Source organism: Sphingobium sp. TomTYG74 (genome assembly GCF_055393875.1).
The window spans coordinates 928316-953622 of sequence record NZ_AP027341.1 but is presented as its reverse complement, the minus strand read 5'-3'; the positions used below and the strand labels follow the sequence as shown (position 1 = coordinate 953622).

At 61.0% G+C, this 25307-nt stretch carries 22 protein-coding genes and 3 tRNA genes; 11 read left to right on the top strand and 14 right to left on the bottom strand.

Going from position 1 to position 25307, the window contains the following annotated elements:
• Positions 1-23: 23 nt before the first annotated feature.
• Positions 24-2291, bottom strand: a complete 2268-nt coding sequence (locus ACZ5TB_RS04845; protein ID WP_464792208.1) for an NADP-dependent malic enzyme — start codon at positions 2289-2291, stop codon at positions 24-26.
• Positions 2292-2443: 152 nt separating this feature from the next.
• Here ACZ5TB_RS04845 and alaS point away from each other — a divergent pair, with 152 nt between their 5' ends.
• Together alaS and ACZ5TB_RS04835 are read left to right on the top strand one after the other, a co-directional pair.
• Complete coding sequence (gene alaS / locus ACZ5TB_RS04840) at positions 2444-5098, top strand: alanine--tRNA ligase (protein ID WP_464792207.1); 2655 nt, start codon at positions 2444-2446, stop codon at positions 5096-5098.
• A gap of 148 nt (positions 5099-5246) precedes the next feature.
• A complete protein-coding gene (locus tag ACZ5TB_RS04835) occupies positions 5247-6743 on the top strand; it encodes a hypothetical protein (protein WP_464792206.1) in 1497 nt (498 codons plus the stop codon).
• Here the strand turns inward: ACZ5TB_RS04835 and ACZ5TB_RS04830 are convergent.
• The 7 genes from ACZ5TB_RS04830 to aroA all read right to left on the bottom strand — a co-directional run bounded on the left by ACZ5TB_RS04830 (position 6730) and on the right by aroA (position 13286).
• The gene (locus ACZ5TB_RS04830; RefSeq protein WP_464779602.1) at positions 6730-8523 is read right to left on the bottom strand and encodes a cation:proton antiporter domain-containing protein; all 1794 of its coding nucleotides are present in this window, start codon (positions 8521-8523) and stop codon (positions 6730-6732) included. The genes ACZ5TB_RS04835 and ACZ5TB_RS04830 overlap by 14 nt on opposite strands.
• Before the next feature lie 73 nt (positions 8524-8596).
• Positions 8597-8682 (bottom strand) — tRNA-Leu (locus ACZ5TB_RS04825).
• A 50-nt stretch (positions 8683-8732) separates the two neighbouring features.
• Entirely contained in the window at positions 8733-9020 is a 288-nt protein-coding gene (locus ACZ5TB_RS04820) for an integration host factor subunit beta (RefSeq protein ID WP_196226199.1), read from the bottom strand.
• Positions 9021-9181: 161 nt separating this feature from the next.
• Positions 9182-10894, bottom strand: coding sequence for a 30S ribosomal protein S1 (gene rpsA / locus ACZ5TB_RS04815; RefSeq protein WP_464779601.1), 1713 nt, complete (start codon positions 10892-10894; stop codon positions 9182-9184).
• Positions 10895-11065: 171 nt separating this feature from the next.
• Complete coding sequence (cmk, locus tag ACZ5TB_RS04810) at positions 11066-11701, bottom strand: (d)CMP kinase (RefSeq protein WP_464792205.1); 636 nt, start codon at positions 11699-11701, stop codon at positions 11066-11068.
• Entirely contained in the window at positions 11698-11949 is a 252-nt protein-coding gene (locus ACZ5TB_RS04805) for a CBU_0592 family membrane protein (RefSeq protein WP_464792204.1), read from the bottom strand. Before ACZ5TB_RS04805 ends, cmk begins: the two co-directional genes overlap by 4 nt.
• Complete coding sequence (gene aroA, locus ACZ5TB_RS04800) at positions 11946-13286, bottom strand: 3-phosphoshikimate 1-carboxyvinyltransferase (protein WP_464792203.1); 1341 nt, start codon at positions 13284-13286, stop codon at positions 11946-11948. The genes ACZ5TB_RS04805 and aroA overlap by 4 nt, the downstream gene beginning before the upstream one ends.
• A gap of 149 nt (positions 13287-13435) precedes the next feature.
• On the opposite strand from aroA, the gene ACZ5TB_RS04795 reads away from it, so the two are divergent.
• The 3 genes from ACZ5TB_RS04795 to ACZ5TB_RS04785 all read left to right on the top strand — a co-directional run bounded on the left by ACZ5TB_RS04795 (position 13436) and on the right by ACZ5TB_RS04785 (position 14147).
• Positions 13436-13771 carry a TIGR02300 family protein gene (locus tag ACZ5TB_RS04795; RefSeq protein ID WP_196226195.1) on the top strand — a complete coding sequence of 112 codons (336 nt, stop codon included), beginning with the start codon at positions 13436-13438 and terminating at the stop codon, positions 13769-13771.
• Positions 13772-13859: 88 nt separating this feature from the next.
• A tRNA-Ala gene (locus tag ACZ5TB_RS04790) sits at positions 13860-13935 on the top strand.
• Between the two features lie 136 nt (positions 13936-14071).
• Positions 14072-14147 (top strand) — tRNA-Ala (locus ACZ5TB_RS04785).
• Positions 14148-14375: 228 nt separating this feature from the next.
• Here ACZ5TB_RS04785 and ACZ5TB_RS04780 read toward each other — a convergent pair.
• Entirely contained in the window at positions 14376-16652 is a 2277-nt protein-coding gene (locus ACZ5TB_RS04780) for an ATP-dependent helicase (protein ID WP_464792202.1), read from the bottom strand.
• Positions 16653-16757: 105 nt separating this feature from the next.
• On the opposite strand from ACZ5TB_RS04780, the gene ACZ5TB_RS04775 reads away from it, so the two are divergent.
• Positions 16758-17153 (top strand): GFA family protein, encoded by a 396-nt coding sequence (locus ACZ5TB_RS04775; protein WP_464779596.1) that lies wholly within the window; start codon positions 16758-16760, stop codon positions 17151-17153.
• A gap of 124 nt (positions 17154-17277) precedes the next feature.
• The gene (locus ACZ5TB_RS04770) at positions 17278-17700 is read left to right on the top strand and encodes a Fe-S oxidoreductase (RefSeq protein ID WP_464779595.1); all 423 of its coding nucleotides are present in this window, start codon (positions 17278-17280) and stop codon (positions 17698-17700) included.
• Here ACZ5TB_RS04770 and ACZ5TB_RS04765 read toward each other — a convergent pair.
• Positions 17648-18136, bottom strand: coding sequence for an Rrf2 family transcriptional regulator (locus ACZ5TB_RS04765; RefSeq protein ID WP_464779594.1), 489 nt, complete (start codon positions 18134-18136; stop codon positions 17648-17650). The genes ACZ5TB_RS04770 and ACZ5TB_RS04765 overlap by 53 nt on opposite strands.
• Before the next feature lie 115 nt (positions 18137-18251).
• On the opposite strand from ACZ5TB_RS04765, the gene ACZ5TB_RS04760 reads away from it, so the two are divergent.
• Positions 18252-18701: a globin domain-containing protein gene (locus ACZ5TB_RS04760; RefSeq protein WP_464779593.1), complete on the top strand. Its 450-nt coding sequence runs from the start codon at positions 18252-18254 to the stop codon at positions 18699-18701.
• A 56-nt stretch (positions 18702-18757) separates the two neighbouring features.
• Here ACZ5TB_RS04760 and rsmD read toward each other — a convergent pair whose 3' ends face one another.
• Together rsmD and ACZ5TB_RS04750 are read right to left on the bottom strand one after the other, a co-directional pair.
• Positions 18758-19306: a 16S rRNA (guanine(966)-N(2))-methyltransferase RsmD gene (gene rsmD / locus ACZ5TB_RS04755; protein ID WP_464779592.1), complete on the bottom strand. Its 549-nt coding sequence runs from the start codon at positions 19304-19306 to the stop codon at positions 18758-18760.
• 59 nt (positions 19307-19365) lie between these two features.
• Entirely contained in the window at positions 19366-20283 is a 918-nt protein-coding gene (locus ACZ5TB_RS04750) for a pseudouridine synthase (protein WP_464779591.1), read from the bottom strand.
• A gap of 161 nt (positions 20284-20444) precedes the next feature.
• Between ACZ5TB_RS04750 and ACZ5TB_RS04745 the strand changes: the two genes are divergently transcribed.
• From ACZ5TB_RS04745 to ACZ5TB_RS04735, 3 genes are all read left to right on the top strand, one after another.
• The gene (locus tag ACZ5TB_RS04745) at positions 20445-20903 is read left to right on the top strand and encodes a response regulator (RefSeq protein WP_464779590.1); all 459 of its coding nucleotides are present in this window, start codon (positions 20445-20447) and stop codon (positions 20901-20903) included.
• Positions 20904-21008: 105 nt separating this feature from the next.
• A complete protein-coding gene (locus ACZ5TB_RS04740) occupies positions 21009-21413 on the top strand; it encodes a hypothetical protein (RefSeq protein ID WP_464792201.1) in 405 nt (134 codons plus the stop codon).
• Between the two features lie 725 nt (positions 21414-22138).
• A complete protein-coding gene (locus ACZ5TB_RS04735) occupies positions 22139-23464 on the top strand; it encodes an AmpG family muropeptide MFS transporter (RefSeq protein ID WP_464792200.1) in 1326 nt (441 codons plus the stop codon).
• Here the strand turns inward: ACZ5TB_RS04735 and ACZ5TB_RS04730 are convergent.
• Together ACZ5TB_RS04730 and ACZ5TB_RS04725 are read right to left on the bottom strand one after the other, a co-directional pair.
• Positions 23449-23889, bottom strand: coding sequence for a DUF6628 family protein (locus ACZ5TB_RS04730; protein WP_464779587.1), 441 nt, complete (start codon positions 23887-23889; stop codon positions 23449-23451). The genes ACZ5TB_RS04735 and ACZ5TB_RS04730 overlap by 16 nt on opposite strands.
• A 70-nt stretch (positions 23890-23959) precedes the next feature.
• The gene (locus ACZ5TB_RS04725) at positions 23960-25285 is read right to left on the bottom strand and encodes a bifunctional folylpolyglutamate synthase/dihydrofolate synthase (protein WP_464792199.1); all 1326 of its coding nucleotides are present in this window, start codon (positions 25283-25285) and stop codon (positions 23960-23962) included.
• Between the last annotated feature and the right edge of the window lie 22 nt (positions 25286-25307).

Sequence of the window (25307 nt, the reverse complement as noted above, 5' to 3'; positions counted from 1 at the left end):
CTATTGCATGTAAAAGGTTAAGCTCAGCCTTCCCGATCCACCTCGGCCGCCGCGATTGCGGTCAGGTTCAGGACGCCACGAGCGGTGACACCCGGCGTCAACACATGAATGGGTTGCGCCAACCCCATCAGCATCGGTCCCACAGTCGGTGAGCTGGATGAGGCGGACAGCGCGGTGAGGGTGATATTCGCCGAATCGAGGTTCGGCATCACCAGCAGATTGGCAGGCCCTTCAAAGCGTGTATCAGGCACCAACCGTTCCCGCAGCGATTGGCTGAGGGCGGCGTCAGCATGCATTTCACCATCGACGAGCAAATCGGGCGCCTGTGCGCGCACCAGTTGCAACGCCGTTCGCATCTTTCGTGCGCTGGGGCTATGCGACGCTCCGAAGTTCGAATGCGAAAGAAGCGCCACGCGCGGCGAAAGCCCGAAGTGCCGAAGCTCGGTAGCGCCCGCTATAGCCATCTCGGCCACCTGCTCGGGTGTCGGATCGGGGACCATATGCGTATCGGCGATGAACAGCGCGCCTGCGTCCAGGATCAGTCCCGACAGCGCATAGACGCGACTATGTCCCGGCCGACGCTCGATGATCCGCAGGACATGTTCCACCTGACCCCAATATTCGCTGTTGCCGCCGACCAGCGCCGCATCGACACGTCCGGTGCGCAGCAGCATCGCTGCCGTGACCGTCGGGCGCCGGTATACGTGACGCAACAACTCGGCTGTAGGGACGCCCTTGCGCGCTGCAATGGCGCGATAGGCATCCACCAGCTGTCCGAGCAGTTCGTGATCGGTTTCCGGATCGACCACCTCCACATCGCGATCCAGCTCGAACCGTAGGCCAAGGCTGGGCAGCTTATCCTTCAATATCCGCCGCCGGGCGACGATGACGGGGCGAACGATCCCCTCGTCCAGCCCGTCCTGGATCGCGCGCAGCACGCGCTCATCCTCGCCTTCACCATAGGCGATGCGGCGGCAGGTGCCGCGCGCGGCCTCGAATACCGGCAGCATCAGCTGCGCTGATCGCGTGTTCTGTTGGGCCAGTGACCGGCGATAGGCTTCGATATCCAGCGAACGCTTCGCCACGCCGCTGTCCATTGCCGCCTTGGCCACCGCAGGCGCAATTTCCGCTATCAGGCGCGGGTCGAAGGGCGTCGGAATGATATAGTCCGGCCCAAACGCCAGCCGCCGCCCGCCATAGGCCTGCGCAACGCTGTCATGCGCAGGCAAGCGGGCGAGCGCGGCGATCGCTTCCGCCGCTGCGGCCTTCATGGCCTCGTTAATCTCGGTCGCCCGCGCATCCAGCGCGCCCCTGAACATATAGGGGAAGCACAGAACGTTATTGACCTGATTGGGATAGTCGGAACGGCCGGTTGCAACGATCGCATCGGGCCGCGCCTCACGCGCGACCTCGGGCCGGATCTCCGGCTCCGGATTCGCCAAGGCAAAGATCAGTGGATTGGGCGCCAGCAAGGGCAACCACTCCGGCTTCAATACCCCCGGCGCCGACAGGCCCAGGAAAATATTAGCCCCCGGCAGCACTTCGGGCAAAGTCCGCGCATTGGTGTCGCGCGCATAACGGGCCATGTTGGGCAACATGCCCTCGCGGCCAGAATGGATGACGCCATCCTTGTCGGTCAGCGTCACATGCTCGACCGGAAGGCCCATCGACACCAGCAGATCGACACAGGCCAACGCCGCCGCTCCGGCGCCCGATGTGACCAACCGCGCTTCTGACAACGTCTTACCCTGCAAGACCAGCGCGTTGCGCACGGCAGCGGCCACAACGATCGCCGTTCCATGTTGATCGTCATGGAAGACCGGAATCTTCATCCGCTTCTTGAGCTCCGCCTCGATGGCGAAACATTCCGGCGCCTTGATATCTTCCAGATTGATGCCGCCGAATGTCGGCTCAAGCAGCGCCACGGCCTCGATGAACTTTTCCGGGTCGGTCGTGTCCACTTCTATGTCGAACACATCGATATCGGCGAATTTCTTGAAGAGGACGGCCTTGCCCTCCATCACCGGCTTGGACGCAAGCGCACCGATGGCACCCAGCCCCAGTACGGCCGTGCCGTTGGAGATAACCGCAACCAGATTGCCGCGCGCCGTATAATCCATCGCCTTGTCGGGATCTTCGGCGATGTCTAGGCAGGGCGCGGCCACGCCGGGCGAATAAGCCAGCGCCAGGTCGCGCTGGTTCACCATGCGCTTGGTAGGTTCTATCCGTAGCTTCCCCGGCTGCGGAAAGCGGTGATAATCCAGGGCTGCGCGGCGGGTGTTGTCGTCCATGACCCGGCCTTATTATTGATTTGGGATAGGGGCAATGCCGACACGCCCGTAAATGGCCGATTTACGTGTCTTGTCGGATAAGAGAACCCGCTTGACCGCTGCGATGAAAAGCCCCGCTTGTGCGCCGGGGCGCTTCCCACTAAATCGCGCGCATGACATCGACCAACGACATTCGCCGCTCCTTCCTCGACTATTTCGGGGCGAACGGCCACACCATCGTTCCTTCAGCGCCTCTGGTGCCGCATAACGACCCGACGCTGATGTTCGTCAACGCGGGCATGGTGCCGTTCAAGAATGTCTTTACGGGCCTGGAATCGCGGCCCTACACGACCGCGACCAGCAGCCAGAAGTCGGTTCGTGCAGGCGGTAAGCACAACGATCTCGACAATGTCGGCTATACCGCGCGCCACCATACCTTCTTTGAAATGCTCGGCAATTTCAGCTTCGGCGACTATTTCAAGGAACAGGCGATCACTCATGCCTGGACCCTGTTGACCAAGGAATGGGGCATCCCGGCGGAAAAGCTGACCGCGACCGTCTATCATACCGACGACGAAGCCTTCGACCTGTGGAAGAAGATCGCTGGGCTTCCTGAGCATAAGATCATCCGCATTCCGACCAAGGATAATTTCTGGGCCATGGGCGACAGCGGCCCCTGCGGTCCCTGTTCGGAAATTTTCTATGATCATGGCGATCATATCTGGGGCGGCCCTCCGGGATCGCCGGAAGAGGATGGCGATCGGTTCGTCGAGATCTGGAACCTCGTCTTCATGCAATATGAGCAGGAAGCGAACGAGATCGTCGGCGAACTGCCCAAGCCCAGCATCGACACCGGCATGGGGCTGGAACGCGTCGCGGCTGTGCTGCAAGGCGTTCACGACAATTACGACACCGACACTTTCAAGGCGCTGATCGAGGAATCCGGCGCGCTGACCAAGACCGCGATTGATGGCGAGTTCAAGGCTAGCCACCGGGTCATCGCGGATCACCTCCGCTCGACCAGCTTCCTGATTGCGGACGGGGTCCTGCCCGCCAATGAAGGTCGTGGCTACGTCCTGCGCCGCATCATGCGCCGCGCCATGCGTCACGCGCATATCATCGGCGCGAAGGAACCGTTGATGCACCGCTTGGTGAGCAGCCTCGTCTCTGAAATGGGCGGCGCCTATCAGGAACTGGTCCGCGCCCAGCCGTTGATCGAGGAAACGCTGCTACGAGAAGAGACTCGTTTCCGCCAGACCTTGGAAAAGGGCCTCAAGCTGCTCGACGAAGCGACAGTCGATCTTTCCGAAGGCGGCACGTTGCCGGGCGAAACCGCGTTCAAGCTCTACGACACCTTTGGCTTCCCCTATGACCTGACTGAAGACGCGCTGCGCTCCCGCGGCCTAGGCGTTGATCGCGAAGGTTTCGACGCTGCAATGGCCGAGCAGAAGGCCGCCGCCCGCGCTGCATGGAAGGGCTCCGGTGAAAAGGCATCGGACGAAATCTGGTTCGATATCGCCGAAAAGGCGGGCAATACCGAGTTCATCGGCTACAGCTCGACCGAGGGCGAGGGCGAGGTGCTCGCGATCGTCAAGGACGGTGTGAACTTCGACAGCGCAGCGGCCGGTGATACGGTCACGATCATCACAAATCAGACGCCATTCTACGGCGAAAGCGGCGGCCAGATGGGGGACGCGGGCACGATCACGTCGCTGTCCGGTCTTGTGGCTGATGTAGAAGATACCGCAAAGCCACTTGGTCGCCTGCACGCGCATCGGGCAAAAATCGGGACGGGCAGCATCAAGGTAGGCGATACAGTGCATCTCACCGTCGACACCGACCGCCGCGATCGCATCCGGGCGAATCATAGCGCCACCCACCTGCTCCATGCCGCGCTCCGAAACACCCTGGGCGCGCATGTGACGCAGAAGGGCAGCCTCGTGGCGCCCGATCGCCTCCGCTTCGACTTTTCGCATCCCGAAGCGCTGACCCACAGTCAGATCGCCTCGATTGAAAGCCTGGTGAACGAACAGGTCCGCCACAATGAGAGCGTCACGACGCGCCTCATGACACCCGATGACGCCATCGCGGCGGGCGCTATGGCTCTGTTCGGCGAAAAATATGGCGATGAAGTCCGCGTTCTTTCCATGGGTAAGGGCGACGCGAACAGCTATTCGGTTGAGTTGTGCGGCGGCACCCACGTCCGCGCGACGGGCGACATCGCGATTTTCAAGATTATCTCCGAAAGCGCGGTATCTTCAGGAGTTCGCCGCATTGAGGCACTGACGGGAGAGGCGGCCCGCCTTTGGTTGACCGACCGCGAAGATCGCCTGCGCCAATCGGCCGCCGCGCTCAAGACCACACCGGAAGAGGTGCCCGCGCGCATCGCCGCTCTGGTGGAACAGAGCCGCAAACTCGAACGTGAATTGGCTGAAGCGAAGAAGGCCCTGGCCCTCGGCGGGGGCAGCGGCGCTCAGGCAGCCGGACCTGAAAAGGTTGGCCAGATCGACTTCATCGGCCAAGTGATCGAAGGGCTTGATCCCAAGGAGCTGCGCGGGATTGTTGACCAAAACAAGGCCGCGCTGGGCAGCGGCGTGTCGGCCGTGCTCGCCCTGGTGGACGGCCGCGCCAGCATCGCGGTAGGCGTGACGGATGACCTCACCGGAACGATCAGCGCCGTCGATCTTGTCCGTGCGGGTGTCGAAGCGCTAGGCGGGAAGGGCGGCGGCGGTCGTCCGGACATGGCTCAGGGCGGTGGACCGGAAGCAGATAAAGCAGGCGCCGCGATTGATGCGGTCAAGGCGGCCTTGGCCAGCGTTCCGGCATAAAAATTCCGGGTTTCGAAGGCTGTCGACAAGGAGGCGATGCTTAAGCTGCGTTATCGCCACCTTGTTTCTGCTGTCATCACCGCTAATCTGGCGAGAGACAATGATCGGGGGGATCATGCGGTTTCTTGTTGCTATCTGTTTACTGCTGGTGCCCACTGCAGCGCGTGCCGAATGGCTGGAAGCTTCGAGCGACCATTTCGTCGTCTATGCCGAAGCTCGGGCAACCGACGCTCGTCTCTTCTCGCAGCAGCTTGAAAGCTATCATGCGGCCATGGCGGCGGTCACGGGAACGCCGAACCTCCGTCCTAGCCCCTCCAATCGACTGACTATCTATGTAGTGAGCAGTGAAGCCCAGGTCCGAAAGCTGTATGGGGCCAATTCGCAATATATAGGCGGATTTTACATACCTCGTGCTGGAGGATCGGTCGCTATCGTTCCCCGGGTCAGAGCGACGCGCGGTCAAATCGACACGTCGATGATCACGCTGCTCCATGAATATGCACATTATTTTCTGATCGGATCGAGCAACTTCCCGATGCCGCGCTGGATGTCGGAAGGTGCGGCGGAGTTCTTTTCGTCAGCCGCTTTTCCCAATGATGGCGGAGTTGAACTCGGGCGGCCCGCGCAGCATCGCGCCTATGAGCTTTATATGGCGATCGACGTGACCGCGAACGATCTGCTTGATCCTGCCGCCTATGAAAAGCGCCGAGGCAAGGGGTATGATGCGTTCTATGGCAAGAGCTGGCTGCTTTATCATTACCTGACTTTCAGCTCCGACAGGAAAGGCCAGCTTTCGCGCTACCTCACCCTTATGTCCCAGGGTAAGGACCCACGGTCTGCTGCGATCGAAGCGTTTGGAGATTTCGGCCAGCTCGAACATGAGTTAGACCGCTATTTGCTCAAATCCCGCATTGCCATGCTCAAGCTGCCAGCCAGCATGATCAAAACCGGCCCCGTTGTCGTGCAAGGGGTAAGTGCGGGAGCAAATGCAATGATGCCGGTCATCATCCGTTCCAGGCGCGGCGTCGACGATGAAGGGGCCAAGGCCGTTCTGACGGACGCGCGCGCCATAGCTTCGCGCTTCCCGAAAGATCCAGCGGTCCTATCCGCGTTGGCGGAGGCCGAACACGACGCTGGGAACGACAAGGAAGCGATCGCCGCAGCAGATGCTGCCCTGGCTAACGACCCGAAGCAGGTCAACGCCTATGTCCAGAAGGGGCTGTCCCTTTATCGCATGGCGCCAGATGCCCCGGATCAGGACGAGGGCTATAAGCAAGCGCGCGCCACTTTCATTGCACTCAATCGCATAGAAAATGACCATCCGCTGCCGCTCTTTTATTATTATGACAGCTTCGCCCGGCAGGGGAAAACGCCATCTTCGCTCGCGCTTCAAGGATTGGAGCGCGCGTCGGAACTGGCGCCCTTTGATCTCGCCCTGCGTATGACTCTGGCGATGCAGCAATTGCGTATCGGTGACCGCAAGGAGGCGCGACGCAATTTACTGCCCGTGGCCTATAACCCCCATGGCGGCAACCTTGCCGAGACCGCAAGCACAGTATTGGAACGGATGGACAAGGAACCGAACTGGGATGGGACCGGCATGTCCGGCACGGGGCCTGGCAATGCTGTAGCTATTGGACCTTAGGCACCTCGTCAGGGCGGAGACGCCTCAGTTTCGGAGCGGTATCCATCTGCGCCGCATCTTTAATGCCCATGCGCAAGTCCTCACGCGTTTGATGGATCGAGGCAATAACCGGCCCCATCGCCACGCCCAGGTCGATGAGCGCGGTTTCTGCGAGTTGCAGCGAGCTTTCAAGCGTCTCGGGAACCGCATCGCTTGCGCCCGCCTGGTAGAGCTGTGCCGCATGATCAGTATCGCGCGCACGGGCGATGATCGGCAAATCCGGGACCCATCCACGCACCCGTTTCGTGACACGCACCGAAAGCACGGGATCGTCCATGGTAAGGATCAACGCTCGCGCATGGCCCAAACGGAGCTTGTCGAGCATTTCCACGCGGGCTACGTCCCCGAAGAGGATCGGGTAGCCGCCACGACGCCCCTCCGCCACTACGTCCGGATCCGACTCGACAACGGTGAAACGCTGGTTGTGGAGGCGAAGCAGGTCGCACACCATTCGCCCGACGCGCCCGAACCCGATTACGACCGCCGCCGCCTCGGTGCTTTCCTGCTGTAGGTCTGGCGCTTCCTCGCCCAACGCCATTTCCAGCCTGCGCGCAATGTCGTGACCGATACGTGCGAGAAGTGGCGTGATCGTCAGGCCGATGGCTGTGACGATCTGCCAAAAGGCGGCGGTCGACGGGAGGATGAGCTTGGCTGCTGCTGCTGTCGAAAGCACGATGAGGGTGGTTTCAGAAGGACTTGCCATCAGCACGCCAACTTCTAGAGCCACACCCTTTCGCGCGCCCGAAAAATAAAGGAGCGCGGCGGTGACCAGTGTTTTGACCAGGACAACTCCAACGACCGCAAGAACAAGGCTAGGCCAGTTCGCCAGGATCACCCGGACATCCAGGCTCATGCCCACAGTGATAAGGAACACACCAAGCGCCAGCCCCTTGAAGGGCGCTGTCATCACTTCCACCTCACCATGATATTCGGTCTCTGCGATGAGTAGCCCTGCCAGCAGTGCGCCGACGATTGGCGAAAGGCCTGCGAGCGAAGTCGCGATGCTCGAAACGATGACCACCAGCAGACTGGCTGCAAGAAAAACTTCAGGGCTTTTGGTCCGCGCGGCCTGGCTGAAGATATGTGACAGGAAAATGCGGCCAAGAACGAGCATCACCGCGATCGTGATGCCGCCTTTTAGCAGCGTATTGGCCAGTTCGCCCCAGGCACCCTCAGGACTAGAGGCTACTGACGGCGCGAGCGCGCCGAGCATGAATATTATGGGGACCAGCGCCAGATCCTCGAACAATAGCATCGCGAACGCGGCCCGGCCCACCGCGCTTTGCGTGCCCACCATAGGGAGCACCACGGCCGTCGAGGAAAGGGCCAGGGCAAGACCCAATCCGACCGCTCCTGCAGTTGGCTGTCCCAGAAAGTAGAGCCCCAAAGCGATCAGCGATGCGCCGCCGATTAGTTCGGCAGCGCCGACACCAAACACTTGGGCGCGCATTGTCCAGAGGCGACGAAAGCTGAGCTCAAGTCCGATCGAAAAGAGAAGTAATATGACACCAAGCTCAGCGAATGGTTCAATCGCTCCTCTGTTTGAGATGGTGACATGATAAAGCCACGGATATTCGGCGACCAGCGCGCCAAGGCCCGATGGGCCGACGGCTAGTCCCACCAGAATGAAACCAATGACGGGGCTGATCCTCAAGCGTGCAAAGCCGGGGATCACCAACCCGGCGGCACCCAGAATGACGAGGGAATCGCTGAAGCTTTGTGGATTGATTGCACCGGCCATGCGCCATCATTGCGGTAAGCGCGGCAGAATATCCAGCCTTGCGGCAAATTCACGTGCCTATGCGTGATACCCCTGGTGCGGACGGCGGGACTTGAACCCGCATTCCCAGGGGGAGGCGGATTTTAAGTCCGCTGCGTCTACCGATTTCGCCACGTCCGCGTGGCGCTCCCCTGACCCTTCCGAACGCGCAGGTCAAGATGCGCTGGCGTTCACTGCGCTTTACTGTTCAGCCGTTCGCGCATTTCCTTGCCAGGCTTGAAGTAGGGCACCCGCTTGGCTGAAACAGGAACTTGCTCGCCGGTGCGTGGATTGCGTCCAGTCCGTGCATCCCGCGCACGAGTGGTAAACGCGCCGAAACCGCGCAATTCTACCCGGCCGCCACCCGACAGGCGGTCAACAATCTCTTTGAAGAAGAGGTCTACAATCCTCTCGACCTCTTGAAGGCCAAGGTCCGGATTTTCCTCTGCCAGAGTCTGAATTAATTCCGAGCGTATCATTGGTCCTCCAGCTCCCCCTTCTGGTTCCCAGTTTTGTCATAGTGAGTCCCTACCCACATGACAATTATCCAATGTCGGTAGTTGTTTTCTCATTTTGGGATAGAAAAAGCCCGCCGGAAGAAGTTCCGACGGGCCTATTACTTTAGTTGTATCCGAAGGGATTAGCCTTCGTTCTTGGCCTTCAGCGCTTCGCCCAAGATGTCGCCCAGCGACGCGCCGCTGTCGGACGAGCCATATTGAGCGACTGCCTGCTTCTCTTCTGCAATCTGCAGAGCCTTGATCGAGAAGGTCGGCTTCTTGGCCCGATCGAAGCCGGTAACCAGTGCGTCGAACTTCTGACCGATCTGGAAGCGCTCTGAACGCTGTTCGTCGCGGTCGCGGCCAAGGTCGCTGCGCTTGATGAAGCCGGTTGCGCCGTCGTCGCCAGCCTGGACTTCCAGACCACCGTCGCGAACTTCCAGAACCGTGACGGTGATCGTCTGGTTCTTGTTCAGACCAGCTGCAGCGGCGGTGGTGCCGCCAGCGGCCGGGCCGCCACGCTCAAGCTGCTTCATGCCAAGGCTGATGCGCTCCTTCTCGACGTCGATGTCGAGAACAACGGCCTGAACCGACTCGCCCTTGCGGTGCAGAGCCAGCGCGTCTTCGCCCGAAATGCCCCATGCGATGTCCGACATGTGGACCATGCCGTCCACGTCGCCGTCCAGGCCGATGAATAGACCGAATTCGGTCGCGTTCTTGACTTCGCCCTCGACGGTCGAACCGATCGGGTGACGTTCGGCAAAGCTGTCCCAGGGGTTGTTCTGGGCCTGCTTGAGGCCGAGCGAGATACGACGCTTTTCGGGATCGACTTCCAGAACCAGAACTTCGACTTCCTGGCTGGTCGAAACGATCTTGCCGGGGTGGACGTTCTTCTTGGTCCAGGACATTTCCGAAACGTGGACCAGACCTTCGATGCCCGGCTCCAGTTCGACGAACGCACCATATTCGGTGATGTTCGTGACGCGGCCCGACAGCTTGGCGCCGACGGGATACTTGGCGCTGGCGCCTTCCCACGGATCGCTTTCCAGCTGCTTCATGCCAAGGCTGATGCGCTGGGTGTCGCGGTTGATGCGGATGATCTGAACGCGGACGGTGTCGCCGATGTTGATCATCTCGTTCGGGTGGTTGATGCGCTTGTACGACAGGTCGGTGACGTGCAGCAGGCCATCGATGCCGCCCAGATCAACGAACGCACCATAGTCGGTGATGTTCTTGACGACGCCTTCGATGATCTGACCTTCGGCCAGCGTCTGGATGAGGCCGCTGCGCTGTTCGGCGCGGGTTTCTTCCAGAATGGCGCGGCGCGACACGACGATGTTGCCGCGGCGGCGATCCATCTTGAGGATCTGGAAAGGCTGCGGAATGTCCATCAGCGGGGTCACGTCGCGCACGGGGCGGATGTCGACCTGGCTGCCGGGGAGGAACGCCACGGCGCCGTCGAGATCGACGGTGAAGCCGCCCTTGACGCGGCCGAAGATGACGCCTTCGACGCGAGCATTTTCGGTGAACTCGGATTCCAGCTTGTCCCAGGCGGCTTCGCGGCGAGCGCGGTCGCGCGACAGCATGGCTTCGCCATGGGCGTTTTCGACGCGGTCGACATAGACTTCGACTTCGTCACCGACCTTCAGATCAGCCTTCTGGCCTGGCGCAGCGAATTCGCGCAGCGGCACGCGGCCTTCCGACTTCAGGCCGACGTCGATCAGCGCCATGTCGTTTTCGATGCCGGTAACGGTGCCCTTTACGACGCGGCCTTCGAAGCCGCCGTCCTCGCCACCGAGAGAATCATTGAGAAGCGCGGCGAAATCGTCGCGCGAGGGGAATGCCGTAGAGGCCATGGTAGTTCCTTCACTCGTCATTGCTGGCCTACCGGTTGTATCCGGTGGTCTTTCAGGCCAAACCGTCCGCACGGCCGGATTGCCGCGCGAACATCCGTTCGGCCATGTCAGGTGAGACGCTCTTTGGATAAGCGAAAAGGGCGCCGGGGAATCCCAAGCGCCGTCATCGCGTCAGGCCTGTTGCCGACGTTCCAACTGGGCGTCCACCAGAGCAATCGCCTGCTGGACGGCGGCGTCTATAGTCAAATTGCTTGTGTCGAGCAAGTCCGCGCCATCAGCCATTCGCAGCGGCGCATGATCCCGGCTCATGTCGCGAGTGTCGCGTGCCTGAATATCCGCGATCAAGCTATCCATGTCCGGGTGTCCGCCATGGGAAAGCGCATCATCATAGCGACGCTTGGCGCGCACGTGAACGCTCGCCGTGACAAAGACCTTCGCATCCGCATCCGGTGCGATCACCGTCCCGATATCGCGGCCGTCAAGTATCGCGCCACCCGGTCGGGTCGCAAAATCGCGCTGTCGCTGGACGAGTGCCTGGCGAACGCTCGGGTGGATGGAAACGCGGGAAGCGAGCGAGCCGACGGCCTCGCTCCGCAGCGCAGGATCGCAAAGCACCGCGTCATCAAAATCGCAAGCGGCAACCGCGTCGGCTTCATGGTCCGGATCACCCCCAGCCTTGAGCACGGCGAGCCCTACCGCACGATAGAGCAGTCCGGTATCGAGGACTGGCAACCCGTAATGACGTCCGAGCGCCTTGGCGATCGTACCCTTGCCCGATGCTGCGGGACCGTCGACGGCGATGATCATTCTGCTTTGCCTTTTCGCAACGTCTTGGTGAGACCAATGACGGCTATAAAGGCCCAGACGACCTCCAGCACCATCGATGCGACGTTGAAATGAACCGTCAGTGAGTAGATCAGCAGCAACGAACCGATCAGGTTGAGAAAATTGAAGAGCCTGAAGTTCAGCACCTTCGCCATGTTGCTGTAGGCGTAAGCAATAACCATGAGGCCGCTGCCGATAAGGCCAACCACGTTGGGAAAATCGAAATTCACGCCATTGCGCCGAGTGTTTGCAAGAGCGCGGTAAAGCCGGGGAAGCTGGTCGCGACCGGGCGCATGTCATCGATGGTGACGCCGTTTTTGGACACAAGACCGGCCACCGCAAAGCTCATGGCGATACGATGATCCAGCTTCGTCGCGATGGGGCCGCCGCCGGGCAGTAGCGTACCTCCGCTTCCTTCTATGACGATGCCGTCCTCCAGTTCCTCCACTCTAACGCCGATGGCGCGAAGGCCCGCCGCCATGGTCGCGATACGATCAGATTCCTTGACCCGCAATTCTTCAAGGCCTCGGAAGGTGCTGCGCCCTTCGGCAAGGGCAGCCGCGATGAAGGCGACCGGATATTCATCGATCATGGAGGGCGCGCGGGCGGGGTCTGGTTCGACGCCCGTCAGGCGGGACGCAGTGACGACGATGTCTCCCACCGGTTCCCCGCCGACTTCGCGCGGGTTCTCGATGACGATGTCGCCGCCCATCTCGCGCAGCAGATCGATCAATCCTGCCCGGGTCGTATTCAGGCCGATATTTTCAATGGCAATCTTCGAGCCGGGGACAAGCAGCGCAGCGACCATGGGGAAGGCCGCCGATGAGGGGTCGCCGGGGACGGTGATGGCTTGGGGATGAAGTTCGGCTTCGCCCTTTAAAGTGATGATCCGTGTTCCATCCGCATCGACTTCTACGTCCAGGTCGGCGCCAAAGCCCTTGAGCATGCGTTCGCTGTGATCGCGAGTCGGAACCGGCTCGACGACGCGCGTAACTCCGGGGGTGTTCAGACCAGCCAGCAAGATCGCGGACTTTACCTGCGCTGACGCGACTGGAAGGCGATAATCCAGCGCCACGGCAGGACAGGCGCCCCGCATGGTGAGCGGCAGCCGGTGTCCGGGGCTGGTGGTGAAGCTGGCGCCCATATGGGACAGCGGCTCGGTGACGCGTTGCATCGGGCGCTTGCTCAGCGATGCGTCTCCGATGAAAGTCGCGGTGATGCCATGACTTGCGACCAAGCCCATGAGGAGGCGGGTCGACGTGCCACTGTTGCCCATGTCCAAAGCTGTTTGGGGTTGCAGCAATCCGCCCACGCCCACGCCCCGAATGTGCCAGATGCCGTCATCGTCTCGTTGGATCTGCGCGCCCATCGCACGCATCGCCGCGGCAGTGGCCAACACATCCTCTCCTTCCAACAGGCCTTCGACGCGGCTTTCCCCAACGGCCAGTGCAGAGAGCATGAGTGAACGATGCGAAATGCTTTTGTCTCCCGGCACCCTTACACTGCCCGCAAGCGGAGGAGCACTGGAGAAGGTCATGGGAACAGGCTGATCGGAAGAAGTGGTCACGGGTCAATCCGTTTGTCAGGAAACTGAAAAATTGCGCCCGGCTTTTGACAGCGCGGTTCCGCTATGGCAAGGCGCCCGTCGCTTCGCGGGCGACATGGTCGCGCCGCGTGATATTCGTTGAAGCACTCGTAAGAAGGACAAGGCCGGACATGGTCAAGGCTGAATGGGGCACGAAGCGTACCTGCCCGAAATGCGCCACGCGCTTCTATGACCTGGGCAAGGACGACCCGGTCACCTGCATCAACTGCAACACCGCCTGGGAACCCGAACCGGTCCTGAAGTCGAAGCAGCCGCTGCCGTACGAGGAAGCGCCGAAGAAGGTTATCGAAACCGCCGACGGGGAGCTGGAGACGGCAGATGATGATCTGGACCTTGATCTGGACGTTGATGATGATGGCGATTCGCCGGACAATGACGTTGACCTGGGCGGTGACGATGACCTCGGCGTGGATGCCGCCGCCGACGACGGCGACGACGACAATTAAGTAATTTTGTGCTTGCCAAGGAAGTTGCTGCCTCCTAATGGCAGCGACCTCCGAAGCGCCGGTCCCAAGCGGCGCTGACACTGGTAACGGGGCCTTAGCTCAGCTGGGAGAGCGCCTGCATGGCATGCAGGAGGTCAGCGGTTCGATCCCGCTAGGCTCCACCAGTTTTCCGGACGGCCCAAGCCTCACCTGTATAGCCCGGAAGCTATCAAGCGGGTGCTTGGCATCCTATATCGGCCGACGGCTCGATGCCGGACATGGCCCAATCCATTGGGATGCGGTATGATGCCGCGCAACGATGGGGCCTTAGCTCAGCTGGGAGAGCGCCTGCATGGCATGCAGGAGGTCAGCGGTTCGATCCCGCTAGGCTCCACCATCTTCCTTCGCGATAGGCTGGCACTAGTCATCAGCGAATGGCAGCTACGCTCGCCAGATCGTGGCTCAGGGCGTGGTGTAGCGTTTGATCGCCATCGCGCTTCAGCAGGTGGTGAGAGGGAGCGCTGGAATAGTGACCCTCCTCCGGCAAACGACGAGATAGTTTAGGAACGCTGACCAAGCTGATAGTTGACGCGCATGAGCCGCACGAGAACTGACTTGGTCAAGTTCAAGCTGGCTGCACGAAGCTGTCCATCACACGCTTACGGCCAGCAGTTTCAAAATCTATCTCGAGCTTGTTGCCTTCGATCTCCGCAATCGTGCCGTAACCAAATTTCTGGTGAAATACGCGCAACCCCAGATGCATGTCATCTCGCCCCTTATTGCCGAGGGACACAGCCGACGCGCGCGCTTCAACGATCCGTACGGGTTCGCGGGAGAACTGGCCATTTTGTTGCGCCCGCTGCCAGCCTGGGCCGCGCCCGCTGCCTCGTTGCACGTTGGCGAAGGGATCAGCGCGCTCGGACCAGTTGGCACGCCATAGGGATGCGCCGCCCGCCATGCTGCTTTCCTCCTCGACATGTTCCGGAGGTAACTCGCCTACGAACCGTGACGGGATGGAACTGGTCCACTGGCCATATATTCTCCGGTTTGCGGCATGAAGGATGACGCACAGCTTCCTGGCGCGGGTAATCGCCACATAGGCGAGCCGACGTTCTTCCTCCAGACTGTTGAGACCGCCTTCGTCCAACGCCCGTTGCGAAGGAAAAATACCCTCTTCCCAGCCCGCCAGAAAAACGGTGTCGAATTCGAGCCCTTTGGCCGCATGGATGGTCATGATCGTGACCTTCCGTTCCTCGGCTTGCGCATCATTGTCCATGACCAGCGACACATGTTCGAGGAACGCGCCCAGCGTTTCATATTCCTCCATCGCGCGGGTAAGTTCATTCAGGTTTTCGAGGCGACCTGCGCTTTCGGCTGTGCGTTCTGCCTGAAGCATTGCCGTGTAGCCGCTTTCGTCCAGTATCTGGCGCGCGAGTTCGGCATGGGGAAGCTGGGTCGCACGGTCGCGCCAGCGGGCCAAATCCCCGACAAAGGCGCCAAGGCTGCGGCGCGCCTGCGGAGTCATTTCGTCGGTATCGAGAATTCGTGCAGCCGCGAGCGCTAAGGGTATGGCCTCGGCCCGAGCAAGGCGGTGAAGTTTCTCCACGGCTTTGTCACCCAAGCCGCGCTTGGGAACATTGACGATCCTTTCAAACGCCAGGTCGTCGGCCGGTTGGTTGACGAGACGAAGATAGGCAAGCGCGTCGCGTATTTCGGCCCGCTCATAGAAGCGAAAGCCGCCCACAATCCGATACGCGAGACCGATCTGAATGAACCGATCTTCAAATTCGCGGGTCTGGTGCTGTGCCCGGACAAGGATGGCCACATCTTCCAATGATCGCCCCGAGCGCTCGATCGCCTCGATTTCGTCGCCGACGCGGCGAGCCTCTTCTGGCCCGTCCCAAACGCCGATGACGCGGACTTTCTCCCCGATGTCGATGTCGGTCCAGAGCGTCTTGCCTAGCCTGTTGCCGTTTTCGGCGATCACACCGGACGCGGCGCCCAGGATATGGGGCGTGGATCGGTAATTCTGCTCCAGGCGGACAATCTTGGCGCCCGGGAAGTCCTTTTCAAATCGCAGGATGTTGGCGACTTCCGCGCCCCGCCACGAATAGATGGACTGATCGTCATCACCCACGCAGCAAATATTCTTGCGCTGCTGAGCGAGTAGACGGAGCCAGAGATACTGGCTGCTGTTCGTGTCCTGATACTCGTCCACCATGATATAGCGGAACCGCTGCTGATAGCTTTCGAGCACATCCCGGTGACGCTTCAATATGGTGAGTACATGGAGCAGCAAGTCGCCGAAGTCGCAGGCGTTTACATCACGAAGGCGGGCCTGATAGGCAGCATATAATTTCTGCCCGCGCCCATTTCCGTAAGATTCGCTATCTCCCGCGCTGATTTCGTCAGGCGTCAGCCCCTTATTCTTCCATTGATCGATCAAGCCACCCAGCTGCCGCGCTGGCCAGCGCTTTTCATCAATCCCTTCAGCCTGGATCAGTTGCTTCATCAGCCGAAGCTGATCGTCGGTATCAAGAATGGTGAAGTTCGATTGCAGCCCGACCAATTCGGCATGTCTGCGAAGCATTTTGGCAGCGATGGCATGAAATGTGCCGAGCCATGGCATGCCTTCCACCGCCGGACCGATCATACGTCCGACACGCTCGCGCATCTCGCGCGCGGCCTTGTTGGTGAAGGTGACCGCCAGGATTTCCGACGGATAGGCACGGCGCGTAGCTATAAGATGCGCCAGTCTTGCGGTCAGCGCAGCCGTCTTGCCGGTTCCGGCGCCCGCCAGAACAAGAACCGGACCTTCGACAGTGAGGACGGCTTCCCGTTGCGGCTCATTGAGGCCCTGAAGATAGGGCGGATCATCAGGCGAGGGAGCGGGAAGGGTCATGGTCAACAACTAGGGAGCATGGATAGAGGGAGCAAGGGCCAGTCCCCCCTTGCGACTGAAGACGATCCATGAGAACAAAAGGCGAATCATGCAAGGGGAAAGGCTATGGCCACTGGACGGTGCCAATGTGGTGCGATTCATTATGAGGCTTTGGGCGAACCTGTTTACAGCGCTCTTTGCCACTGCAATGACTGCCGCCGCAGCGCTGGAGCGCCAATGGTTGCGTGGACGCTGTTCGCCGAGGACGACGTCAAGGTGACCGGGGAGCCGACCCTTTATCAATCCTCGAAGGAAGCCACGCGGCACTTCTGCGCCAGATGTGGAACAGGTCTTTTTTATCGCAATGCCACGTCCTTTCCGGGGATGGTCGATATTCAGGCATCAACTTTCGACAACCCCTCGGCCTTTCCTCCCGTCATTCATGTCCAATGGGCCGAAGCTGTACCATGGATGGAGAGGGTCCACGCAATGCCGCATGTCGAACGCTATCCCGACGGGTAGGCGTCATTCGTTTGGTGGCGGCATAGCAACAACTCGTCGTCCATATCGGAACGCGTGCGTCACTTATCCGGTTGTTCCCCCGCCAAAAGGCAGAACGGGTTGATGGAACAGGAAAGGATGACCCATGAAATCGATCATGCTTGCGGGTGCCGCTATGCTGGCTTTTACCAACGGCGCTACTGGCATTGCGATCGCTCAGGGTGCGCCGGAAAGCACGGCTCAGCCCCCAGCCACTGATAGCATGCCGACGGATCCGGCGGTTCCAGCTACGCCTGCGAGCCCTGCAACTGCGGCAGATCCCAATGCTGGTCAGCCGACGGGAGAGGTTCCAGCCGACACTGGCATGATACCCGCAACGCCGGGTATGCCCAAGGACCCCGCCGCGCCTGTGGGCAGTTCGGCCAATCCGGTGACCGTTGGCGGTAACATGACCCCTCCGCCTGCGGGCGGTAAAGACTATCCGCTATGCAGTCGTACGGTACAGGATAGCTGCATCAATCCAGGCGAGGCGCCGCGTTCGAAGAAGATGGCGCGCAGGCATCGCTGACCGGAGAAACGGTGCCGGGCAGGGCAGCGATCAGCGCTGCCAGCCCGGTCCTGTCTTTGGCGGCGTCCGCCAGGCTGTGCTGGTCGAGTACCGCCAGAAAAGCTGTAGTTGCGGCCTTCAAAATGCCCGATAGGCCACAAGCGGCGCGGAGGCCGCAGCCTGCGCAGTCTGCCAGGTTCATGTCCGTTTCGGTGTGACGGACAACATCCCCCAGCCTGATTGCTTCAGGAGCGCGGGCAAGGGTGAAGCCGCCGCCTCTGCCGCGCCGGGTCAGGATGAACCCGCCTTGGCCGAGGTGGTGGACGACTTTCATCAAATGATTGCGCGAAAGAGCGTAGGCGTCGGCGACCTCGGGGATGGTTGCGCGACCTGTTGGCGTGACGGCCAGATGGATGAGGACGCGCAGGGCGTAGTCGGTGTGGCGGGTCAATTGCATGAGGGAATGCGTTAATTGAACGGGGTTTGCAGATCAAACATGTAGCTTGTTTACATGTTTAAAGATGTACCGTAAAGGCGTCTTTACCGAGTCTCTAGTTCAAAGGGGTGCATATATGAGCCAGCTCAGCGCTGAAACCATCGCGATCGTCAAGGCAACCGCTCCCGCGCTGCGGAGCCATGGGGTGGAGATCACGACCGCCATGTATGCGCGCCTGTTCCAGGATGCGTCGATCAGGGACATGTTCGATCAGGCGGCACAGGACAGCGGCGAGCAGCCCAAGCGGCTGGCCGCGGCGATCCTGGGCTATGCCGAGAATATCGACAAGTTGCAGGCGCTCACCGGCGCGGTCGAGCGCATGGTGCAGCGGCATGTCGAAACCGGCGTGAAGGCCGAGCATTATCCCAAGGTTGCCGAAGCACTGCTGCCCGCGATCCGCGATGTGCTGGGCGCGGAAGTTGCCACGGACGCTGTGCTGGAAGCGTGGGGCAAGGCCTATTGGTTCCTCGCCGAGATATTAATTGGCAAGGAAGCGCAGGCTTATGAGGATGCTGAGGCTGCTTGATTGATGGGTGGATGGGGATGCCTCCTGGGGCGTTCCCCTCTCCCTAGCCCTCTCCCCTAAAGGGGAGAGGGAATCGCTCTTAACAGGGTCAGGCGGGCTTTGCCGACGTCGCGGGTTGCGTCGATGGTGAAGCCCTTGACCGCCACATCTTCGCGGCGATCGGTTTCGATGCTGATCCAGGTCGCGGGGCCGGTCCAACCCAGACGGCTTAACTTGTCGAGAGCGACGACGCCTGCGCCGCTGTTATAAGGCGGGTCCATGAAAATGAGGTCCAGCGGTTTCAACGCGGGGCCGAGCGACAGGACGCTGCTCTGGCGGATGTCCGGCCGGATGCCGAGCTTGTCGCCATTGGCGCGGATCACATTCAGAGCCGCCTGATCCTGTTCAACGAAAAGGCAGCTAGCCGCACCACGGGACAGGGCTTCAAAGCCCAAGGCGCCCGATCCTGCAAAGAAATCGCCGACGGCCAGCCCTTCAAATGATCCGATGCGGCTCACGAGCATGGAAAAAAGCGTTTCGCGCGTACGGTCGGCCGTGGGGCGAGTGGCGTCGCCCTTGGGAGCTGCCAGCGGGCGGCCGCGCCATTGGCCTGCGATGATTCTCATGATTGGCGTCCATGCAGAAGGAAAGCCCTGAGACAAGCGCAGGGCGAACGGGTTGAGCTTCAGGATTTGGGCGTCTTCAAGCTCTTGCGGAAGACGATGAGGTCGTGCTGGCGCACTTCCTCCACCGCGCCCGACGCGAGCTCGCCGAGGTGGAAAGGGCCATAGCTGGTGCGGATGAGGCGGCTCACCTGTAGGCCCAGATGCTCCAGAACGCGCCGCACTTCGCGGTTCTTGCCCTCCGTGAGGGTCATTTCGATCCACTGGTTGCGGCCGGTGCGGCGTTCCAGATTGGCTTCGATCTGGCCATAGCGAATGCCGTCAATCTCTATGCCCATAAACAGGTCTTCAAGCTGGGCTTGGCTGATTTCGCCAAAGGCGCGGGCGCGATAGGTGCGCGGCACGCCGGTCGCGGGCAATTCCATCTGCCGCTTGAATTCGCCATCGGTGGTAAGGAGCAGCAGCCCCTCCGTGGTCATATCCAGACGGCCGATGGGCATGAGGCGGGGCAGGTCGGCGGGCAAGCGGTCGTAGATGGTGGGACGGCCGCGCGGATCGCGCTCGGTCGTCAAATAGCCCGACGGCTTGTGAAAGAGGAAGAGACGGGCGGGAGCGGGTTGCGCCACCGGGTTGCCATCCACCGCCACGCCATTGAGCGAGGTCAGCAGGGTCGCCGGGGTCGAGATCAATTGGCCATCGAGAGTGACCCGGCCTTCCTCGATCATCCGTTCTACTTCCCGGCGCGAGGCGACCCCGGCGCGGGCGAGCAGCTTTGCGATGCGTTGCGGTTCGTTCGTGCCGCTGGCGGCAGCGGCCATGCGCGCCGGATGGGGATTTGCTGGCTTGGCCGGAGCAGCGCTTCTTTTCTTGAAAGGCGGACGGGCAGGGCGCGACGAACCGGCGGGCTTGCCGTCCGTGGGGCGCCGGGGGCCGCCCGGTCCTGTCCTGCGCGGCGGTGCTGATTTTTTCGGCGGCTCCACGCTCGGTTCCTTTTAACGAAGCGACGGCATTCCCATATCGGAGATGCCGGGAAAATGACGAATAGTGCCGTCCTGTCGCCGAGTGCGCAGGATCGGCCGCAACTCCCTTAAGGGGTCGCGCGTTTGATCGGGTGCATGGCGCATATGGGGCGGATCGGCAAATGTTTTTCGGGCTAGTCAAAGGGGACTCGAAGCCACGGCAGCAGGCACAGGCCATCATCAGCGTGCTGGTGGTGGAAGATGAGCCTTTGGTCGCCTTCGACAATGAGCATGTGCTGGAGCAGGCCGGCTACCGCGTTGCCGCGACGGTCGAGGATTATGACCATGCAATCAGCGTCATTGAGCAGGACGAGGTCGATCTGGTGATCGCCGACATCACGCTGCATGGCGACAAGACGGGCATTGATGTGGCGCGACATGCCTATGCAAAGGGGCTGGCGGTGCTGTTCGTGAGCGGGACCTGCCCGGTGGATGCGCATGAGATGGCGGTCGGGTGCCTGGCCAAGCCCTATTTGCCGCGGGATCTGCTGGCTTCGATTGGGGTGATTGAGGCGGTGCTGCGTGGTGGGGACCTGCCGCGCGTGCCGCGTGGGTTGCATTTGTTTGATCGGGTGGGGTGAGGGTGGCGAGGCGCGGATGCGCTTTTGGTTGATGACAGGTTCAACTGGGGAACAGGTCACTAACGACCACTTGCGGTCGTTGGAGATTGGTGACACCTCCCCTTTATGAGACGCACGTTACACAGTGTGGCAGGGCTTTGCGTCGCTGCCATCTTTATGTTCCCGCCTGCATTCGCAGCCCAACCTGACACGCTCGTCGCCAATCAGTATTTGAAAATGGGCGACATTATCCTTTGCCGCGACCAGATAGCCGACGCCTCATTGTCTGACGCTGCTTTGTCCCTGCTACTTACGGTTTCGGGACGTGAGCTTGTTACGACCGAAACAGCCAAACATGTGGGCAAAAATATCGCATTTCGGTTGGGAGATCAGGTCATCATGGATATCCCAGTTCGTGAACCGATCACTGGTGGCTCACTCCAGATTTCCAGCGATTCGCCGGATGATTTGAGGAGGATGCTCAAAGCGGTACAAATTTCGTGCCCTCATGCCGAGCGGCAACCGAGCTAAGTGCCGATCCCGCCCAAAGCACGACATATGATCTGGCTTGATCCGGTTCGATTAGCCGTCATTGTCTACTTATCCCATCAGATGGATTGGTACTGGACCCGCACCAATGCTCATTCTCGTACAAATCGATACTTCGAGCGCAGACTTTGACTTGTTTGAAAAATATGAGAACAAAGTGCTTGGCTTACTCGGTAAGTACGGAGCGCGAGTGGAGGAGCGGTTACGCGCTTCTGACAGGCAGAGCGAAACCCATCTGCTCTATTTTCCCAACTCCGAATCCCTTGCGAGTTTCCGGGATGATCCGACGCGCGCAGCACTTCAAGACACTTGGCATCAATGTCGTGCCACCTCCATTCTCACAGAGGTCATACGCTTGAAATAGTGGCAGCTTACGAACTAATTCTGCGAGAAGCCGACAGTCGCAAATCCACCCATCCAAGGCATTCCCCTCCCGCAGGCGGGAGGGGTTAGGGGTGGGCGCGAGCGTAGCGAGCCTTGCGTGAGCCCATTTGACGAGGCCGGTGTTGCGCTAGCCCACCCCCGACCCCTCCCGCCTGCGGGAGGGGAGATGATAGGAAGGCTCCCGAAGCGCCATTTTGGAAAAAGTTGGTGACCTTTGGGTTGCATGCCCTGAGCCGGTCATATGTCCGGGGCGAGTTCTGCTTGTTTCTCCGATGATTGGCCATATGGTGGCGCGATAAGCATTTTGGGGGCGCACCTTTTTCATGACTGACATTGCCGTGGGCACCCGAGGCTGGCTGGATGCGGTGAAGCCCTATGTGGAGAAGGCGCCGCTGGCTGCGCTTTTCCTGGGGATTTCGTCGGGTTTTCCCTTTGCCATGATCGGCGCGAACCTGGCGTCGCGGCTGGCGCAGGATGGGATCGACAAGAAGAGCGTTACGGCGTTCAGCCTGGTGCTGCTGGCCTATAATCTCAAATGGCTGTGGGCTTGGGTGATCGAGGGGGTGAAGTTGCCCCTGCTGCATCGATTGGGCCAGCGCGTGTCGTGGATGCTGGTGGCGGGACTGCTGGTGATGGCGGCGGTGGTCAATCTGGCGGTTGTCGATCCGGCCAACGACCTGATGGGGACGGTGCGGGCGGCGATCCTGCTGGGGATTGCGGGGGCGACGTTCGACATCATCATCGATGGGTATCGCATCGAGATATTGCGGCCCGAACAATTAGGTATCGGCGCTGGCATGTCGCAATATGGGTGGCGGATCGGCGCGGCGGCGGCGGGCGCTCTGGCGCTGGTGGTGGCGCAATATTGGGATTGGACGCTGGCTTATCTGGTCTGTTCTCTGTTCGCCCTGCCTGCCATGTTGGCCGCATTGATCGTTGGCGAGCCTGAACGGCATCGGGAGATTGCGTCCCGGAAGACGGGCGGGGAACTGGTGCAGGCGATTATTGGGCCTTTTGTTGATTTCTTCAAGCGCAAGGGCGCGCTGCTCGTCCTGCTGTTCATCATCGTCCACAAGATTGGCGATACGCTGGCCAACCTGACGTTTCGGCTGCTGTTCAACGATCTGGGGTACAGTAATGAGGAGATCGCGATCTACGATGTGGGCGTGGGTTTCTGGGCATTGCTGGCCGGGATTTTCGTGGGCGGCGTGTTGTATGCGCGGTTGGGATTGAAGCGGTCGGTGCTGATCAGCCTGGTGCTGATGGCGGTGTCGAACTTCAGCTTTGCCCTGCTGGCGGCGACCGGCAAGAGCAATGTGGGCATGGCGGGGGCTATCGGGTTCGAGAATTTTGCTAGCGGGATCGGTGGCGTAGCGGTGGTCGCCTATTTCTCCGCGCTGTGCGACCTGCGTTTCACCGCCGCGCAATATGCGATGATTTCGGCGGCGGCGAGCATTGTCGGGCGGTTTCTCACAGGAACGTCGGCGGGGACCTTGATCGAGCGGTTCGGCTATGTCGATTTCTATCTGCTGACAACCGTGCTGGCGCTGCCGGGCATCATCCTGTTCTGGCTGATGATGCGCAGCGGGCTGGTGGATGCGAGTGTCGGCAGCGCCGCTACAGATGAAGGGATTCAGGCTCCGGCGTAAAGGTCCAGCGGGCGGCCTAGGTCGCTGTGGGCCTGGGAGACGGCTTGCAGGCAGGTGAGGGCGCCTAGCACATCGTCCGTGCCGAGCAGCGAGGCGAGTTGCTCATAGGATGAAGGCGGGTCCTGTAGCGCTGTGCTGATGGAGTGCATGAGCGATGCTTCGTCGGCGGTCATGCGCGCGCAGCAGCAAGGCGCGACGAGTATTCGGCGGGTTGCGCAGCGGGCAAGTTCGAGCATCATGGCGCGCATGAGGACTAGCGGGCGGCGGTAGCTGCGCCCGAACGCGCCGAGCATGGCGTTGGCTGCGTGGGCATCATCGACCCCGGCGCTGGCCATTCGTCGCATCGCGTAGAGGAACAGTCTGTTGCCGTAGCCGGCAGGCATTGCGCCGGGCAGGTCTAGGGGGGTGATCTCTCCACTGGGCATATGCGAGCACCTTTTATCCGTTGGGTTACGGAGGACAGGTTACGCTATTGCGAGTCAATCTCAAGTGTATTCAGTCGGGATATTGCTCGTTCAGGCGCAAAATTTCGCCTGCGAGATAGAGCGACCCGGCGATGAACAGGAGTGGGGCTTCGGTTTTGGATGACGCCGCGACGGCTTTGATAGCGGCGGCGGGATCTGCATGCGCTGTGCAGTCGATGCCCCAGCGCTCCGCGATGGCGGCGAAGCGGCTGGCGGGATGGTGCTCGTGGCCGGGGACGGGCAGCGCGTGGATGTGGGCTATGCGTCCGGCGAATGGGGCGAGGAAGGCATCCACTTCCTTGTTGGCGAGCATGCCGATGACGAGGTGCAGTTTGCGTCCAGCGAGGCGATCTGTGGTGAAGAAGGCGCTGATGGCTTCTCCGGCTCCGGCGTTGTGGCCGCCGTCGAGCCAGGCTTCGCTTTCGGGAGGGAGCGGGGCTAGCAGCGGGCCGTGGTCCAGGCGTTGGAGTCGGGCGGGCCAGTGCGCCCAGAGGGGGGCGGCTTTGAGCGCGGCTTCGCTGACGGGCAGGGCCGTTTGATGGCGCAGCATGGCGAAGGCGAGGGCGGCGTTCTGCACCTGATGCGCGCCGGGAAGGCGGGGGAGCGGGGTTTCGATGCGGCCTTGTTCGTCGCGATAGTGGAGGCGGTCGCGGTAGCTGGCTGCATCCCAGCTTTCGCCCATGGGGAGCCAGTTGGTGCGGGCGCGGGCCGATGCTTCGCGCATTGCGGGAGCCAGTGATTCGGGATAGCGCTGGGTTACCAGGGCAGCTCCCGGCTTGGCGATGCCCGCCTTCTCCGCCGCTATGGCGCGCAGCGTGTTGCCGAGGAACGCCTGATGGTCGATCCCGAGCTGGGCGATGCCGCAGACGGCGGGGTTTTCGATGACATTGGTAGCGTCCAGACGGCCGCCCAGCCCTACTTCAAGGATGCAGGCGTCTGCGGGATGCTCGGCGAAGGCGAGGAAGGCGGCGGCGGTAGTGACTTCGAAGAAGCTGGCCCCGATGCCTTCGGCCACGTCCAGCACGCGGGACAGATAATGGGCGAGCGCTTCGTCGCTGATCAACTGACCGTTGAGGCGGATGCGTTCGTTGAAGCGGACGAGATGGGGCGAGGTGAACACATGGACGCTCCGGCCGTCTGCTTCGAGCGCGGCGCGCAGGAAGGCGCAGGTCGAGCCTTTGCCGTTGGTGCCTGCGACATGGAAGACGGGCGGCAGCGCGCGGTGCGGATTGCCCAGCCTGTCGAGCAGGCTGGTGATACGTTCAAGACCCAATATGTCCGCACCGGGCGACAGCGTAGCGAGCCGATCCAGCTGCGATTGGACCGCCGGGTCGTCCGAAATGGCGTGGTCGGGCATGGCCCTATGTTCCTCGCCCGAT